Consider the following 14,786-nt stretch of genomic DNA (forward strand, 5'->3'; position numbering starts at 1 on the left):
CCCTGAATGAAAAGATCAGCAACGGTCGAAACCGTTGCTGATCCAGGTGTTGCGGGTATCGAACGCGTCAGTTACAGCGGACGGCCGATGGCGTTGCAAACGCTGGCGTTACCGATGCTCAGACCGCTGGAAGCAGTGACGAACGAGTCACGTACGGCAGTTTTCCAGGCAGCTGGCAGTGGCACGAAGCGGTTGTTGTTGATTGCAGTGTCGTTGTTCGCCAGAGCGCCGTAGTGACGGCTGAAGAAAGCCCGTACTTGCGAAGTCTGGGTCGCGTCGGCGTAGCACTGGCTGAAGATCAGGTTGGTGAAGCCCAGGATCGGGTAGCCGCTGGTTGGGTACAGGCGCAGGCTCTTGTCACCAGGGTTGGCGTCGATGTTGGCCTGGGAAGTGAAGACCGGAACCCACAGGTTCTGATCGCCACGGTCAGCCACCGCAGGTACCGGAACAGCGCCGATGGCAGCCGATACGTTGGCAGGAGCTGGCGAAACACCGGCGACCTTGGCCACCTTGGTGGCATCGTCCAGGCCAGCCAGGGTAGGCGCGGCGTAGTCAGGGCTCATGTAGGTAACGCGACCGTCGCCAGCGTTCAGCGCGTCCATCACGCCCTGGCTGGTCACAGCGGCCACGGCGCCGGCTGGCAAGCCACCCGAGTAGCTGGAAGCGAAGTTGGTGGTCACGGCGAAGGTGCCGGTTTCAGCGCACTTGGCGTTCAGGAAGCGGGTGAACAGCTCGGTGGTACCGCTGCTTTCGTTGCGGTAGACCACGGTGATTGGACCAGTACGGCCAGCACCGGCGATCTGGCTCCAATTGTTGACCCGGCCCGAGAACACGCCGCACAGGTCGTTGACGCTCAGGTCAACGGCCGCAGTACCAGCCTTGTTGAACGGGATGGCAACCGAAGTGGCCACCGAAGGCACCTGGATCAGCTTGCCCCAGGCAGCCTGGTGGGCAGTGAAGTAGTTGCCCAGTTCAGTGGCGCTGAGTTTGGAATCGCTACCGGCCCAGTGCACGTTCTTGCCGGTGGTGCCGGCCACGAACTTGGTGTAGTCGTTGTTCAGGAAGGCAGCCTTGCCGTTGCCGCTGCCTACGCCGATGTAGGGAGCGAAACCGGCAGTCAGAACGCCAGCGGTCTGGTACAGCGGTTGTGGCAGGGTAGCGCCACCGCCGTTGATGTCAGCCATTGCAGCCTGTGCCGAGCACAGGGCGGCCAGGGTCAGGGATGCCGCGAGAACATTGCGCTTAAACATGAAGAATCTCCTTTCGTCGTGTTCGTACGTTGGGTGAATAGCTCTTGCATGACGCCATGGCGCTCGGGCCAGAAGCCTTGATCCAGAGGGCTTGATGGGTGAGGCCATGGGGAGAGAAGTTCGCAGCTTCCGGTGACAGTTAAAGGAAAAATGCTCGGGAGAAACCGGCTGTTCCTGCAAAAGATCCTCGGGTGTCCACTGCGCTTTTTTAAGGCCCTTTCGCCCAAGATGACAGCCAGGTTTCCACTGCCTGGACCGGCATCTTCCGCCAGGCGCCGTAGCCTCTGGGAGCGAGGCTGGAACATGACAGAACGAGGAACCCGAGAATGCCTGTCGCAAGGGTCGGGAGCGCGGGGAGCGGCCTGGAAAAAGAATCTGCCGGCCCGGTCCTCGCGGTGCGAGCGAACACTCGTACCGGGCAACTTGATGCCTCGGAACAAGCAGGCATCCATGGCCGGCAGACCAGTGCAATGGGTTTGCCGGCCACGGCCGAACGGTGCGAGCGCCCTCGCCCCGATCAAGTCACCAGCTGGTTGATCTCGATGATCGGCAGCAGCACCGCCATGACGATCACCAGCACCACGCCGCCCATGACCACGATCATCAGCGGCTCCAGCAGCGCGGTCATGCCCATGGCCCGGCGCTCCAGGTCGCTGGACAGGGTCTGCGCCGCCCGCTCGAGCATCGGCGGCAAGGCGCCGGTCTTCTCGCCGCTGGCGATCAGATGGATCAACAGCGGCGGGAAGACCTTCTCCACCCGCAGCGCCGCCGCCAGGTTGGCACCCTCGCGGACCTTGGCGGTAGCCTCGCTGACGCTCTGGCTCAAACGGTCGTTGGACAGGGTCTGGCGTGCCGCCTCCAGGGCCCGCAGCAACGGCACGCCAGCGCCGCCGAGAATCGCCAGGGTCGAGGCGAAGCGCGCGGTGTTCAGGCCCAGCACGAAGCGTCCGACCAGGGGCAGGCGCAGGATCCGGCTATGCCAGCTCAAGCGGGCCTGGGGATTGCGCAGGTAGATCCGCCAACCCCAGAACCCGGCCACCAGGGCGGCGAAGCACAGGCCACCCCAGGCGCGGATGAAGTCGCTGGCGGCGAGCATCGCCAGGGTCAGCCCAGGCAAGTCCTGGCGGGCCTGGGAAAAAGCACTGACCACCTGGGGCACCACGTAGCTCAAAAGAAAGATCACGATGCCGATGGACACCAGGCCCACCACCCCGGGATAGATGAAGGCCGTGAGGATCTTGCCGCGCAGGCCGTTGCGTTCCTCGATGTAGTCCGCCAGCCGCTCCATGACCTGGGCCAGGTCGCCGGACTCCTCGCCGGCGGCGATCAGCGCACGGTAGATTTCCGGAAAGTCCCGGGGCCTGGCCGCCAGTGCCTCGGCCAGGCGCATACCGCTGCGCACGTCGGCCCGCACCGCACTCAGGGTCTGGGCGATGTGCTTGCGCTCGGCCTGCTCCACCGTGGCACTCAGGGCCGCCTCCAGCGGCAGGCTGGCCCCCAGCAGGCTGGCCAACTGGCGGGTGGCCCAGGCCAGGTCGTTGTCCGAGAGCTTCGGGCTGAACATGCCCCCTGCCCCGGCTGCGCCTTGGTTGCCGTCCAGTTGCACCTGCAAGGCCGTCAGGCCACGGCTGCGCAGGCTGGCGAAGGCCGCGCTCTGGCTGTCGGCCTCCAGGTGCCCGGATTCGATCTTGCCGAGGCTGTCGGCAGCTTCGTAGCGATAGCGATTCATCAGGCGTCCCGTGTCACACGAAGGATTTCTTCCGGCGCGGTGGCGCCGCTGCGCACCCAGCGCTCGCCGTCCTCGCGCATGCTGAACATCCCGGCGCGCCGGGCCGAAGCGCGCAACGCCTGCTCATCGGCGCCCTGGTGGATCAGGCTGCGGATATCGTCGTCGATGCAGAACAGCTCGTGGATCCCGGTACGCCCGCTGTAGCCGATCTGGTTGCAGGCCGGGCAACCCACCGGACGCCAGGTGCCGGGGTTGGCCGGATCAGGTTCCTTGCACTGGTTGCACAGGCGCCGCACCAGGCGCTGGGCCAGCACGCCGAGCATCGACGAGGCCAGGAGGAACGGTTCGACCCCCATGTCGATCAGGCGGTTGACCGCCGACACGGCATCGTTGGTGTGCAGGGTGGCCAGCACCAGGTGCCCGGTGAGGGACGCCTGGACTGCGATCTGCGCGGTCTCCAGGTCACGGATCTCGCCGATCATGATGATGTCCGGGTCCTGGCGCAGGATGGCGCGCAGGGCCAGGGCGAAGGTCATGTCGATCTTGGCGTTGACCTGGATCTGGCTGATGCCCGGCAGGTCGTATTCCACCGGGTCCTCCACGGTGAGGATGTTGCTGGTGCTGGCATCCAGCCGGGCCAGGGCCGCGTAGAGGCTGGTGGTCTTGCCGCTGCCGGTGGGTCCGGTGACCAGGACGATGCCGTGGGGCTGGCGGATCAGGCCGTCGAGCCGGGCCAGCAGCGCCGGGTCCATGCCCAGGGTCTCCAGTTGCAGGCGCCCGACCTGCTTGTCCAGCAAGCGCATCACCACCCGCTCGCCATGGCCGGTTGGCACCGTGGAGACGCGGATATCGATGGGCCGCCCGGCGACGCGCAAGGCGATCCGGCCGTCCTGGGGCAGGCGTTTCTCGGCGATATCCAGCTGGGCCATGATCTTGATCCGCGACACCAGGGCACCATGCAGCGCCTTGCGCGGCGAAACCACGTCACGCAGGGTACCGTCGACCCGATAGCGCACCACCGAGTGGGTCTCGTAGGGCTCGATATGGATATCACTGGCCTCGTCCCGCGCTGCCTGGGTGAGCAAGGCGTTGATCATGCGGATCACCGGCGCGCCATCCTGGGTGTCCAGCAGGTCGGTGATCTCCGGCATGTCCTGCATCAGCCGGTCCAGGTCCACCTCGTTCTCCGCCGCGCCGACCACCGCCGCGGCGCTGCCGGTGTCGGCATAGGCGGTGGCCAGCAGGCCATCGAGTTCGTCATCGCGCACCTGCTCCAGGCGCGCCGGGCCGAACTGGCGGCGGGCCTCGGCGATGGACCAGCCAGGGGTCGAGGGGCACACCAGCAGCACCGCGCCTTGCTCGTCGTGGCGCAGCAGGATGCGCTGGGATTTGGCCCAGGCGTAGGGGAGCTTGGAGGTCATCGCCAAACCTCCATCCGTCCAGGAATCCCCGCACGAAGCAGGCTATGACTCAGACCTGATGCCTGGCTCATTGCACTGGTACCGCGCGAATGGTGGCCCGTATGCCCTGGGGCGCGTCCTGCAACGACACCGGCTGCGCCCCGGGGATCGCCTTGGCCGCCGGCGGCAGTTGCGGCAGCGGCATGTCCGGCATCGCCCAGCTGTGCTCGGGCTGCAACTGGCCCTGGGCCCGGCGCATGAAGTCATAGCGGTTGAGGGTGATGCTGCGCCCCGCGCCGCTGTCACGAATGATGTAGGGCCGCAGGAACACCATCAGGTTGGTCTTGTTGATGCTCCGGCTTTCATTGCGAAACAGCGCTCCCAACCCGGGAATGCTCGACAGCCACGGCACCGCGTCGTTGCTCTGGGTGTAGCCATCCTGCAGCAGGCCGCCGAGCACCATGATCTGCCCGTCGTCGAGCAGGATGCTGGTGTCGATCGCGCGCTTCTGGGTCACCGTGCCGGCCGCCACCGAGGCCCGCGCATCGATGCTGCTGACCTCCTGGTAGATATCCAGCTTGACCGTGCCGCCCTCGGAAATCTGCGGCCGCACGTTGAGCTTGAGCCCCACTTCCTCGCGCTGCACCGTCTGGAACGGGTTGTTGCTGTTGCCGCCACCCCCGGTGACATAGCTGCCGGTGACGAAAGGAATGGTCTGGCCGACGAAAATGCTCGCGGCCTCGTTGTCCAGGGTCAGAAGGTTCGGCGTCGACAGCACGTTGGAGCCGCCCTTGCTCTTGAGCGCCCGGGCCAGGACCTTGAGGTCCAGCACCTTGCCGATCCCCGGGATGTCCACGGTGCCATTGACCACACCGATGTTCAGCCCCTTGGGCAACACATCGATGCTGGTCTTGCTGCCCGGGTTGCCCACCACGCCGCTGCCGCCGAGGTTGACCCCGCCAAAACCACCCTTGCCCCCCAGGTTGCCGGCCTGCCACTGCACGCCGAATTCGTTGGCGTCGTCTTCGTTGACCTCGACGATCAGGCTCTCGATCACTACCTGGGCGCGGCGCTGATCCAGTTGGTCGATCACTTCCCGCAGGTTGCGATACAGCGGATCAGGCGCGGAGATCAGCAAGGTATTGGTGGTGGCATCGGCCTGGATGGTCACGCCACCGGCGCTAAAGGCGGTGTTCTGGTCGCTCTGCTGGCCATTGCTACCCAGGCCGCTGCTACTGCTGCCGCCCTGGCCGTAACCCCTGGTGGCGCCGCTGCTGCCGGTGCCCAGGCTGCTATTGCCGGAGGTGCTGGCGCTGTTGCCGGTCTGGCTGCTGCCCTGGCCGCTGCCGGTGCTGGCGCCCATGCCGCTGAGCATGGCCCGGGCGCCATCGTTGCCGCCGCTGTCGCTTTCCCCCGTGAGCAGGCCACGCAGGGCCTGGGCCAGCTTGCCGGCCTGGGCATTGCGCAGGTAGACCACATGCAGGTTGCTGGGGTTGCTCTGGGCGTTGTCCAGCTTGTAGATCAGGTTGCGCGCCAGCTCGGTGCGCTCGGGGCTGCCGGCGCGGATGATGATGGAATTGGAACGCGGATCGCCGATCACGCTGATCTTCTGGGTCTGGTCGCTGCCCTGGCTTTCCAGCAGCTCGGAAACCATGGTGGCGATGTCCACGGCGATGCCGTTCTGCACCGCCACCACATCGGTGTCGATGGCACTGGGGGTGTCGATGCCATTGATGATCTGCGCCACCCGCTGCAGGTTCTCGGCGTAGTCGGTGACCACGATGGTGTTGTTGCCCGGGTAGGCATTGATCGGGTTGTTGGGCGAAACGATCGGCCGCAGTACCGGGATCAGGTTCACCGCGTTTTCGTATTGCAGGCGGAAGGTGCGGGTCAGCATGCCGTTGCCGGCCGGCTTGTCGGCGCTGTAGATCGGCCCGCCCAGCAGCTTGGCATCGGCCTCTGGCACTACCTGGGCCACGCCGCCGACGTCCACCATGCTGAAGCCCTGCATGCGCAGCGCCGCCAGCAGCATGTCGTAGGCCTGGTGCGCCGGCACCTGGCCCTCGCTGACCAGGGTCAGGTTGCCCTTGACCCGTGGATCGACCAGGAACTGCTGGCCGGTGGAGCGGGACAAGGCCCGCACCACCGCCTGGATGTCGGCCTCGACGAAGTTCAATTGCACGGGCTGGTCACCCAGCGGATTGCGCGGCACGCTGGTGCTGCGCGGCGTGGCCTGGGCCCGACTGTTGGTCACCGGATGCAGCACCTTGGGCCGCTGGGCCTGTTGGGCCTGCAGGCGCTGGCGGTCGGCCAGGGCATCGCCACCGCGCCGGGTATCGGCCAGGGGCTGGCCCAGTTCGCTGTCCACCAGCGTCGGCTGTGGCGGGGTGGACTGGGTGGTGCTGCAGGCCCCCAGCGCCAGCAGCAGGAAAGGTGCGGCCTTGCGACACTGGCGCACGTATTTGGAACCTGACCACTTCATGAAGCTTCCTTAGCGCCCTGCGCCTGATCCATGCGAACGGTCCCGGACAGTGTGCCTGCCGAGTCATCGGCGGCGGCCGTGCCTGCGCGTTGCAGGCGAGCCTCCACCACCTGTAGCGAAAGCTGCCGGGGCGAGCCCAGCAACCAGCCGACCACGGCATCCGCCGGGGCCTGCTCGAAGGTCAACCGCCAGCTCTCGGGGCCGGCTTCATCGCTCTGCTGCAATTGGTAGTGATCCTTGAGGCCAGCCCCGTCCAGGGTCTGGCGCAAGGCCTGTTCCAGATCGGCTCCAGCCACCTGGCCCGGGCCCGCCGCCACTTCGTGCAACAGCACCTCCAGGGCCTCGGCCTGGGACCGCAGCTTGGGCGTCTCGACCTGCCAGTAGTCGATCTTGCGCAGGGCCGGCTGGATCAACAGCGACCAGCCCAGCAAGGCCAGCAGGCCGGCGGCGGTGCCGGCCAGCAAGCGCTTCTCGCGCAGGGCCAGGCTGCTCCAATAGGCCCGGGCGCGGGTTCGCAGCGCGCTCCAGCGAGCCCGGTACTGTGCCAACAGGGCTTTATTCATCATCGTCGCCCTCCGGGGTTTCCATGGCGTCGGCGGAACGCGTGCCAGCAGGAGCCAGGGTCCAGCCATTGGCCTCGCGCTGGACGCTGTAGCCGGCCTGGGTCAGTGCGCCCTGCCAGCTGTCATCGGTGACTCGCGGTGCATCGGGCAGCATTTCCAGCTGCAGGCGCTCCTGGGCATAGCTCAGGCTCTGGACACTGCCGACCATGAACGGCATGGCGCTGGCGGCCTGCTGCAACAGGCTGGCAAAACCCTGGGCCGGATCCCCCGTCGAGCCGCTCTGCCGAGCCTCCAGTTGCTGGCGGGCCTGCTGCAGTGGATTGAGCACCACCGGCAACTCGGGGAACACTTGGCGCACCCTCTGGTTCATCTGGGTCTTGAGTCGTTGCCCCTGCTCCGCTTCACGTGCGGCATACAGGTTCAGGCCCAGCACCCAGACCGCCAACGCCAGGGCGCAGCAGCCCAGGGCCCGGCCCCAGCCCTTGGCCGCGACACGCCCGGGCAACGCCCCGGCATGCAGGCTCCAGGCCGGGACAGCGCCGTTCCAGCGTTGCTCGGCCGGCTGCTGGGCGATCCCCGCCGGCGCCTGGTCACCGATCCAGGCCAATTCGCCAGCCGTGCCGCGCAGCTGCTCCAGGCTGGCCGGCAAGGCGCCGTCCGCGTCCTGCGCCAACAGCGGTTGAACGCTGCCCAGCGCCAAGCCATGCCGCAGGACCAGCAAGCCATCCACGGCACACAGGTTCAGTTGTCCGGGCGCTGGTACCGCCAGGGCATAGGGCGCCGGGTACAGGCCCTGCAGCTTCAGGCCGGCCTGTTCCAGCCAGCGTCCCAGGGCCTGCAACTGCTCCAGCGGCAGCCAGCCCAATGCCACTTGGCCGTCGGCCTCACGCGGGCCGTGGGCTATATGCATCAGCTCGATGGGACCGAGGATCAGCGCCTGGGCGGCACAAGCCACCGCCGCCTTGATTCGCGCCGGCGGCAGTTGCGGCAACTCGATGCTGGTCAACAGGCTGTCCTGGGGGTGCAGGAAACACTCCACCGGCAGTGGCTTGGCGCCTTTGCCCATGGCCCCCAGTTGCTCCAGGGGGCAACGTCCGCTGGCGCTGACCCGGCCATGGCGGTCCAGGCGGGCAAAATCCACTGGGTGCTGCACCGGATAACCGGCCTGGCCCAGCTCAGCCAGGCTCGGCAAGACAATGCGCAAGCGGCTCATACGCCCACCCGCGACCAGATAACCTGGGGCATGCGGTCCTCGGGGCGGTGCAGCAGGGCTTGCAGGCTGACCCGGCGCTGGTCGCGGCGAGCCTGGCCCTGGAGCAGGAACCATTCGCTGGTGATGCCGACCCGCACTTGCTCCACCGCCACTTCCGGCATGCGCAGGCGGTTGACGAAATCACCACGGTTGATGAACCAGTGCCCGGCGTCGCGCTCGGCCACCAGGGCCCTGGCCCGCGAGAGCGCCAGGCCCGGCACCACCGCGGCCAACACCTCGGCGGTAGCGGTATTGCCGTTGACCCAGGTATTGCCCGGCAAGATGCTGACGTGCTGGGCCAGGCGCAGCAGCAAGGCTTCGCTCATGCCCGACAGCCCCCGCAGCTCTTCCACGCTGCGCAGCATCGGCTGGCGGGCCGGCAGCACCCGTGCCTCGGCGCCGGGCGAGGTCAGGCGACCACTGTCGAAGGTGCCACGGACCTTGGCAGCACTGTCCGGGCTGTCCAGGCGCTGGGGGTAGGAAGCGATCACCCGCTGGCTGATGCGCCGGCCCAGGGCCGAATCGATGCCGATCAGTTGGCACAGCTGTTCGAACCCCTGCAACTGCACCGCATCCACCTGCCCCTGGAACACCAGGTTGCGCAGGTTGAACTTGCCCTGCTGGTCTTGCAGGCGCCCCTGGAAGGAGTCGTTGAACCCACCCAGCGCCTGGTCGCCGATGGGCCGCGCCCAGGGCTGGTCGAGGCGCGTCAGGACATCGCGCTGGCGCGCATCCCAGAGCAGTTGCCGGCTGTACTCAAGCCCACCCTGCAACACCGCGCTGCCCACCACCCGCCCCTGCTCGGCCTCCACCGTGCGCATGAAGGACGTCTGGCGGGTGAGCATCGCCGCGGCGATCACCGCCACCACCGCGGCGATCAGCAAGGCGCTGATGATGGCCATGCCATGCTGCTTCGCCACACTGGGCGAACGGCTGTTCATGGCCGGCTTACAACTGCCAGGAGCCGATGTCGGCATTCACGCCTTCGCCATCGGGCTGGCCGTCGGCGCCGAGGGAGAATACGTCCACCTCGCCGTTGGCCCCCGGGTTGAGGTAGTGATAAGGATGCCCCCAGGGATCGTTGGGCAAGCGCTCCAGGTAGGAACGCCAGTTGCTGTCCTTGGCATTGGCCGGGCGTTCCACCAGGACCTTCAGGCCCTGGTTCATGCTCGGATAGCTGCCATGGTCGAGGCGATACAGCTTGAGCGCCTGCATCAGACCGGCGATGTCCTGCTTGGCCGCAGTGGCACGTGCCTGGTCCGGACGATCCAGGACCTTGGGTACCACCATGACGGCCAGGACCCCGAGGATCACCACCACCACCATGATCTCGATCAGGGTGAAACCGCGCTGGGCGCGGCTGCCCCGGGTCCGCGAGCGCCATGCCGAACTGCCGCCGGCGTCTTGGCCGGTGGCCTGGCATACCACACCACAAGCTTCCTGCTCCTGGCCTGGCGAGGCGATCTCCCGGCCTGTCGGCAACGCTCCGCAGGCTTGGGGTGGGGACGTTTCATGCGCGATATCCATCTCGACATTCCTTGGCTTGAGTTCGATTCGTCGCGCAGTGTTGCAAGAAGATATGTCAGTGGTATTGAAAAACCTCGGGAGTTTCGGTCGCCATTCCGTCAAGCCCGCGGGCTAGTCTGCGAGGCTGTTTCCCGGTTTCGAGCAGCCCATGCGAGCGGTGTCCAAACAAGCTGGCTTCACCCTGATCGAGGTCCTGGTAGCCCTGGCCATCATCGCCGTGGCGATGTCGGCGGCAGTGCGCGTGGCGGGCCTCATGACCCAGGGCAACGGTTTGTTGCGCGACAAGTCCCTGGCCCTGCTGGCGGCCCAGAGCCGCCTGGCCGAGCTGCGCCTGGAGGGCAATCTGCATCCGGGCCTGAAGAGTTTCGAATGCGACCAGGGCCGGCTCAAGCTGCGTTGCGAGCAGGCGATAGTTCCCGGCATTGCGCCGGGCCTGCTGCGGGTCAGCGTGCAGGTACGCGACCGCAGCCGTGAGGCGCCACCCCTGGCACGGCTGGAGAGCCTGGTCAGCCGGCCACAGGCGCCGCGCCAGTGAGGCTCAGCGGGTCAACCGTGGCAGGGTTGGCGAGTCCGGCAGCTTGCTGACCTTGACCCGCGATTGCTCGCCGCCGCGCTCGATGAGCACGCCATCGGCCTCGATGGCAGCCAGGCGCACGCCCTGGGTCAGCCGTTCACCGGCGAGGAAACTGCGCGCAGGCCCGTCGTTGAGGCTGAGGATGGCCACCGCCCCCCGGGCCCCGGCCATGACCCCGCAGACCTTGATATCCACCTGCGCCGGCTGGTTGGCGAACCACTGCAGGGCCGGGCTGTCGGCACGTGCGGCGAGCACCTGGGGCGCGGCCGTCGGCGTCTGGGACTCGGCCGGGGTCAGCAGCAGCGACGACCAGGTGGCGACACCGGCCAGGGCCGCCAGCAGGGCCGTGTACTGCAATAGCCGGGGGGCTGAAGAAGGGTTGAGCATCGCGCGTAGCATGGGCAGGACCTCCTGTTTGTCCGTCCCCGCAGCCTACAGCTCAATTCTCACGGTTTTATTTCACTGGACGATCATCTGCCTCGGGCAGTCTGGACCCATCGCCAAGGAGTGCAACGTGATGCAGAGCGGCAAGCAACAGGGGTTCACCCTGATCGAACTGATGGTGGTGCTGGTGATCATTGGCATCGCCAGCGCCGCCGTGGGCCTGAGCATCAAGCCCGACCCGCTGCAACAACTGCGCAAGGACGCCGAGCGCCTGGCGCAACTGCTGCAAGTGGCCCAGGCCGAAGCCCGCACCGATGGCCGGCCCATCACCTGGCGGGCCAATGCCAAGGGGTTCGCCTTCGACCGTCCGGCCGATGGCGGCAGCGGCGTCGACGACTTCCGCCATGACAGCCAACTGCGCCCGCGCCGTTGGGATACCGCCGCCATGGACGTGCGCATCGAGCCGCGCCAGCGCCTGGTGCTCAATGCCGAATGGATCAATCCGCCGGTTCGGGTCGTGCTGTCCGATGGTCAGCATAGCTTGTGGGTGGAGCGCACGCCGGCCGGCCAGTTGCGCGTGGTGGAGCAGCCATGAACAGTCGCCAGGAAGGTTTCACCCTGATCGAGGTAATGGTGGCGATCATGCTCATGGCGCTAGTCAGCCTCATCGCCTGGCGCGGCCTGGACAGCGTAAGCCGGGCCGACGCCCACCTCAAGGCCGGCACCGAGCAGACCGAGGCGTTGCTGCGGGCGCTCAACCAGCTGGACCGCGACGTGGCCCAGCGGGCCGCCATCGAGTTGCGCGAGCCGCAGCTTGGTGAAAGCGAGAATGCCGAACCCGAGACCCCGGCGCCCCTGAGCGTGCGCAGCTCCGACAGCAAGGGTTTTCGCCTGGAAGTGATCCGCAGCGCCGCCACCTCTGGCGAAGGCCTGCAACGGGTGCGCTGGTGGCTCAAGGGCGACACCCTGTACCGCGCGGAGGCCGAGGCCCGTGATCGCTACCCGTTGCCGGCGCCGCGCGACGGCGTGGCGGTGCTGGAGCGGGTCAGCGATCTGCAGGTGCGTGTGTGGAACCCGGATAAAGGCTGGCGCCAGCTCAGCGGCAACCGCCAGGACAACCCCGCCGGCCTGGAGATCCGCCTGGTGCGCCAGACACCCCAAGGCGAAGAACGCTACCGCCAGGTACTGGGGCCGCTGGATTGAGCCCGGTCCTGGAGCACTTGGCGGACACCGGCGGTGGGTCAGGTCCGTCGGGATCCACGGTCGCGTAGCGGATATCGGCGGCAGCTCAGGCCGAGCGCGGAGACGGTATCAGCTGAGCAGGACCACGCCGCCAGGCAACTCGGTGCACTTGGCGCCATAGGCGTCGCGGATCAACAGCGCCACGCCGGCCAGTTGATTGAGGTTGAAACGCGCCTGGACCTTGCGTTTGCCGAGCTCGGCATTGAGCAATACCAGCATCCCGGGACGGTAGCGGTTGATCTCGCGGACCACGGTATCCAGCGTGGCGTTGTCGAACACCAGCACCTGCTCGCGCCAGGCGAGCACTGCATGGGGGTCCACCGCCACTGGCTGGCCCACGCCACGCTCGTCGTAGGTCAGCTGGCGGCCGCTGTCCAGGCGAATGCTGCGCCCGGCCACCTCCACCTGCAGGCTGCCCTCGATACAGGTCACGCACACCTGGCGCTCGGTATTGCGCAGGTTGAAACGCGCCTGGCGCGCGCTCAGCCAACCGTCCCCGGCCTGGACCTTGAGCGCCTGCACACCCTGGCTGAAGACCTCCACCTCGCCCTCCAGCAACTCGATGCCCTGCTCTCCCGCCGCCAGTTCACGGCGACTGATACGGGTCTGGGTGTTGAGTTCCAGGCTCACACCATCGGCCAGGTCCACCCGCCGTTGCTCGCCGACCTCGGTGGAAAAATCCGCCGTGAGCCCGGCAAAACCGCCGGGCACCGTAATGCGCACCATGAACAGTGCCGCCGAGGCCGCCAGCGCGCCGCCGAGAAAGGCCCGGCGCCCGAAAGTCCGGGAGCGCGCCTGCTGTTCCAGGCGCTGGGCCGCCGGCTGCAAGCCATGCCACAGCGTCTTGGCCTGCTCGAAGGCAGCCGCGTGTTGCGGGCTCTGCGCGCACCACTGGCGCAGCGCCCGGGCGTCGGCCGCGGTGGCCCGGCCCGACGTCAGGAGGACCAGCCAGTCCCGGGCTTCGCTCAGTAGTTGCTGGTCCGCCGAGGCCCGGGGAGAAGAAATGCTAAAGATGTTCAAGCGCGCAGATACTCACGGATTGATCAGGGACTCTTTGTCTAGGACGGTTTTCCGGCCCCGGGACCGAACCGCTGAATGACTTTTCTTTCAAGACGCAGGGCGCAATGGCCCAGGGCGGCCTTGAGTTCCTTCTCCACCATCCGTGTGGAAATGCCGAAGCGCTGGGAGATTTCCAGGTGCGGCGCCTCTTCCAGGCGCGCAGCGATGAAGATCCGCCGGCGGCGTGCCGGCAGCTCGTAGAGGGCCTTGAGCAGGATCTGGATTTCCTTCTGGCCACCCACCACCCGGGAAGGATCCAGGGCCTCGTCGGCGACCTGCAGCAGCTCCTCGACCTCCTCGCCGGTGAGCAGGCGAGCGTCGGACTGGCGCCGGTCGGCGGCGATGTTCAGGGCCATGCGATACAGGTAGGCGTTGGGTTGGGCGAGGTTCGGCGGCTCTTCCATGCGGTCGACCCGCAGGTAGGTTTCATGCAGGACATCGTTGGCCAGGTCCTCGGATCCCAGGCGCCTGCGCAAGCGCACCCGGAAGTCCTCGTAGGACGTCAGGAACAGCCTGACCATCGCACTGTGCCCGGTGTTCTTCATACCCCGGAAGCTCCTTCCCATTCCTTGCAATCCATGCGTTTCCCTGTCGTGTCCGGTACCAAGAGTAAGGTCAGCGGCTGGCTCAACGAGCTGGGCGCCTGACGCTCGACGCGAATCTGTGCCAGGCGCTGCACCAGCGCCTCATCCCGTTGCCAGTCGCCGGTGCTGCCGACCAGGCGACTGTGCTGCACCCTGCCATCGGCCCCCACCCACAACTGCAACAGCGCCCTGAAGCTGCCCGGCCGTGTCAGCGGCGAAGCGCACAAGCTGCGCTCCACCGCCCGCTGCAAGGCCGTGGCATAGCTGCTGTTGAGCCGCGCCCCGCGCCCGCCGCCCGCCGCAGGTTGCGCCGCCGGCTGGTTGGCCGGCGGCACTTGCAAGGTGAAGGCGTCGCTACGGGCGTAACGAGCCATCAGGCCACTGCCAGCCAGCAAACGGCCGAGCCCCTCGCGAGCGCTGTAGCGCCCCTTGACCCCCACCGAGCGCCGGCCTCGAGCCAATTCCCGGTCCACCAGTACCGCCATCCCGGTGGCACGACTGAACAATTCCAGGGCCTGGGCCAGGTCCTGGGCCGGAATATCCAGCGCCAGCAGGGCCTGGGAATCGACCCGGGGCGGCCCTTGCGGACTGTCCTGGGCCCAGCTTTCGGGCACCTGCAGCCACAACGCGAACCCCAGCACACAGGTCGCCAAGCTCCCGTGCAATGAAGTCCATCGCCCGACCTGCGCTCTGCGTCGCTGCACTGCCTTCCAATCCCTGAAAAGCGTCATCCTGAGGCC

The 14,786-nt window shown here is 67.1% G+C and carries 15 protein-coding genes; 3 read left to right on the forward strand and 12 right to left on the reverse strand.

All coding sequences use genetic code 11. From position 1 onward, the window contains the following. Positions 1-71 precede the first annotated feature (71 nt). The 8 genes from CAG11_RS24310 to gspG form a co-directional block, all read right to left on the reverse strand. Entirely contained in the window at positions 72-1,250 is a 1,179-nt protein-coding gene (locus CAG11_RS24310) for a substrate-binding domain-containing protein (protein WP_085598290.1), read from the reverse strand. 517 nt (positions 1,251-1,767) lie between these two features. Next, a complete protein-coding gene (gspF, locus tag CAG11_RS24315) occupies positions 1,768-2,979 on the reverse strand; it encodes a type II secretion system inner membrane protein GspF (protein ID WP_053129059.1) in 1,212 nt (403 codons plus the stop codon). Further along, positions 2,979-4,400 carry a type II secretion system ATPase GspE gene (gspE, locus tag CAG11_RS24320; protein WP_085598291.1) on the reverse strand — a complete coding sequence of 474 codons (1,422 nt, stop codon included), beginning with the start codon at positions 4,398-4,400 and terminating at the stop codon, positions 2,979-2,981. Before gspE ends, gspF begins: the two co-directional genes overlap by 1 nt. Positions 4,401-4,467: 67 nt before the next feature. Next, the gene (gene gspD / locus CAG11_RS24325; protein ID WP_085598292.1) at positions 4,468-6,861 is read right to left on the reverse strand and encodes a type II secretion system secretin GspD; all 2,394 of its coding nucleotides are present in this window, start codon (positions 6,859-6,861) and stop codon (positions 4,468-4,470) included. Continuing rightward, positions 6,858-7,424, reverse strand: a complete 567-nt coding sequence (gene gspM / locus CAG11_RS24330) for a type II secretion system protein GspM (RefSeq protein ID WP_085598293.1) — start codon at positions 7,422-7,424, stop codon at positions 6,858-6,860. Before gspM ends, gspD begins: the two co-directional genes overlap by 4 nt. Next, positions 7,417-8,637 carry a type II secretion system protein GspL gene (gene gspL, locus CAG11_RS24335; RefSeq protein WP_085598294.1) on the reverse strand — a complete coding sequence of 407 codons (1,221 nt, stop codon included), beginning with the start codon at positions 8,635-8,637 and terminating at the stop codon, positions 7,417-7,419. The genes gspM and gspL overlap by 8 nt, the downstream gene beginning before the upstream one ends. Further along, positions 8,634-9,617, reverse strand: coding sequence for a type II secretion system minor pseudopilin GspK (gspK, locus tag CAG11_RS24340; RefSeq protein ID WP_085598295.1), 984 nt, complete (start codon positions 9,615-9,617; stop codon positions 8,634-8,636). The genes gspL and gspK overlap by 4 nt, the downstream gene beginning before the upstream one ends. A 7-nt stretch (positions 9,618-9,624) precedes the next feature. Next, the gene (gene gspG / locus CAG11_RS24345) at positions 9,625-10,104 is read right to left on the reverse strand and encodes a type II secretion system major pseudopilin GspG (RefSeq protein WP_085598408.1); all 480 of its coding nucleotides are present in this window, start codon (positions 10,102-10,104) and stop codon (positions 9,625-9,627) included. A 247-nt stretch (positions 10,105-10,351) separates the two neighbouring features. Here gspG and gspI point away from each other — a divergent pair, with 247 nt between their 5' ends. Then, positions 10,352-10,738, forward strand: coding sequence for a type II secretion system minor pseudopilin GspI (gene gspI / locus CAG11_RS24350; RefSeq protein ID WP_085598296.1), 387 nt, complete (start codon positions 10,352-10,354; stop codon positions 10,736-10,738). Between the two features lie 3 nt (positions 10,739-10,741). Here gspI and CAG11_RS24355 read toward each other — a convergent pair whose 3' ends face one another. Then, positions 10,742-11,176: a type II secretion system protein N gene (locus tag CAG11_RS24355; protein WP_085598298.1), complete on the reverse strand. Its 435-nt coding sequence runs from the start codon at positions 11,174-11,176 to the stop codon at positions 10,742-10,744. 118 nt (positions 11,177-11,294) lie between these two features. On the opposite strand from CAG11_RS24355, the gene gspH reads away from it, so the two are divergent. After that, positions 11,295-11,756 (forward strand): type II secretion system minor pseudopilin GspH, encoded by a 462-nt coding sequence (gspH, locus tag CAG11_RS24360; RefSeq protein ID WP_022644106.1) that lies wholly within the window; start codon positions 11,295-11,297, stop codon positions 11,754-11,756. Further along, a complete protein-coding gene (gene gspJ / locus CAG11_RS24365; protein WP_085598300.1) occupies positions 11,753-12,364 on the forward strand; it encodes a type II secretion system minor pseudopilin GspJ in 612 nt (203 codons plus the stop codon). Before gspH ends, gspJ begins: the two co-directional genes overlap by 4 nt. A gap of 108 nt (positions 12,365-12,472) precedes the next feature. Here the strand turns inward: gspJ and CAG11_RS24370 are convergent, their stop codons facing one another. From CAG11_RS24370 to CAG11_RS24380, 3 genes are read right to left on the reverse strand one after another with little or no spacing between them, the layout of a single operon-like run. Further along, a complete protein-coding gene (locus CAG11_RS24370) occupies positions 12,473-13,423 on the reverse strand; it encodes a FecR domain-containing protein (RefSeq protein WP_085598302.1) in 951 nt (316 codons plus the stop codon). Between the two features lie 38 nt (positions 13,424-13,461). Beyond that, a complete protein-coding gene (locus tag CAG11_RS24375) occupies positions 13,462-14,007 on the reverse strand; it encodes a sigma-70 family RNA polymerase sigma factor (RefSeq protein WP_053129044.1) in 546 nt (181 codons plus the stop codon). Beyond that, the gene (locus tag CAG11_RS24380) at positions 14,004-14,699 is read right to left on the reverse strand and encodes an STN domain-containing protein (protein ID WP_306108871.1); all 696 of its coding nucleotides are present in this window, start codon (positions 14,697-14,699) and stop codon (positions 14,004-14,006) included. Before CAG11_RS24380 ends, CAG11_RS24375 begins: the two co-directional genes overlap by 4 nt. Between the last annotated feature and the right edge of the window lie 87 nt (positions 14,700-14,786).

The organism is Pseudomonas sp. B6(2017) (genome assembly GCF_002112765.1).
Classification (GTDB): domain Bacteria; phylum Pseudomonadota; class Gammaproteobacteria; order Pseudomonadales; family Pseudomonadaceae; genus Aquipseudomonas; species Aquipseudomonas piscis.

Bases quoted from the DNA above. Each gene is read 5' to 3' on its own strand.
- CAG11_RS24310 (WP_085598290.1), bottom strand. From the start codon at position 1,250: ATGTTTAAGCGCAATGTTCTCGCGGCATCCCTGACCCTGGCCGCCCTG.
- gspF (WP_053129059.1), bottom strand. From the start codon at position 2,979: ATGAATCGCTATCGCTACGAAGCTGCCGACAGCCTCGGCAAGATCGAA.
- gspE (WP_085598291.1), bottom strand. From the start codon at position 4,400: ATGACCTCCAAGCTCCCCTACGCCTGGGCCAAATCCCAGCGCATCCTG.
- gspD (WP_085598292.1), bottom strand. From the start codon at position 6,861: ATGAAGTGGTCAGGTTCCAAATACGTGCGCCAGTGTCGCAAGGCCGCA.
- gspM (WP_085598293.1), bottom strand. From the start codon at position 7,424: ATGAATAAAGCCCTGTTGGCACAGTACCGGGCTCGCTGGAGCGCGCTG.
- gspL (WP_085598294.1), bottom strand. From the start codon at position 8,637: ATGAGCCGCTTGCGCATTGTCTTGCCGAGCCTGGCTGAGCTGGGCCAG.
- gspK (WP_085598295.1), bottom strand. From the start codon at position 9,617: ATGAACAGCCGTTCGCCCAGTGTGGCGAAGCAGCATGGCATGGCCATC.
- gspI (WP_085598296.1), top strand. From the start codon at position 10,352: ATGCGAGCGGTGTCCAAACAAGCTGGCTTCACCCTGATCGAGGTCCTG.
- CAG11_RS24355 (WP_085598298.1), bottom strand. From the start codon at position 11,176: ATGCTACGCGCGATGCTCAACCCTTCTTCAGCCCCCCGGCTATTGCAG.
- gspH (WP_022644106.1), top strand. From the start codon at position 11,295: ATGCAGAGCGGCAAGCAACAGGGGTTCACCCTGATCGAACTGATGGTG.
- gspJ (WP_085598300.1), top strand. From the start codon at position 11,753: ATGAACAGTCGCCAGGAAGGTTTCACCCTGATCGAGGTAATGGTGGCG.
- CAG11_RS24375 (WP_053129044.1), bottom strand. From the start codon at position 14,007: ATGAAGAACACCGGGCACAGTGCGATGGTCAGGCTGTTCCTGACGTCC.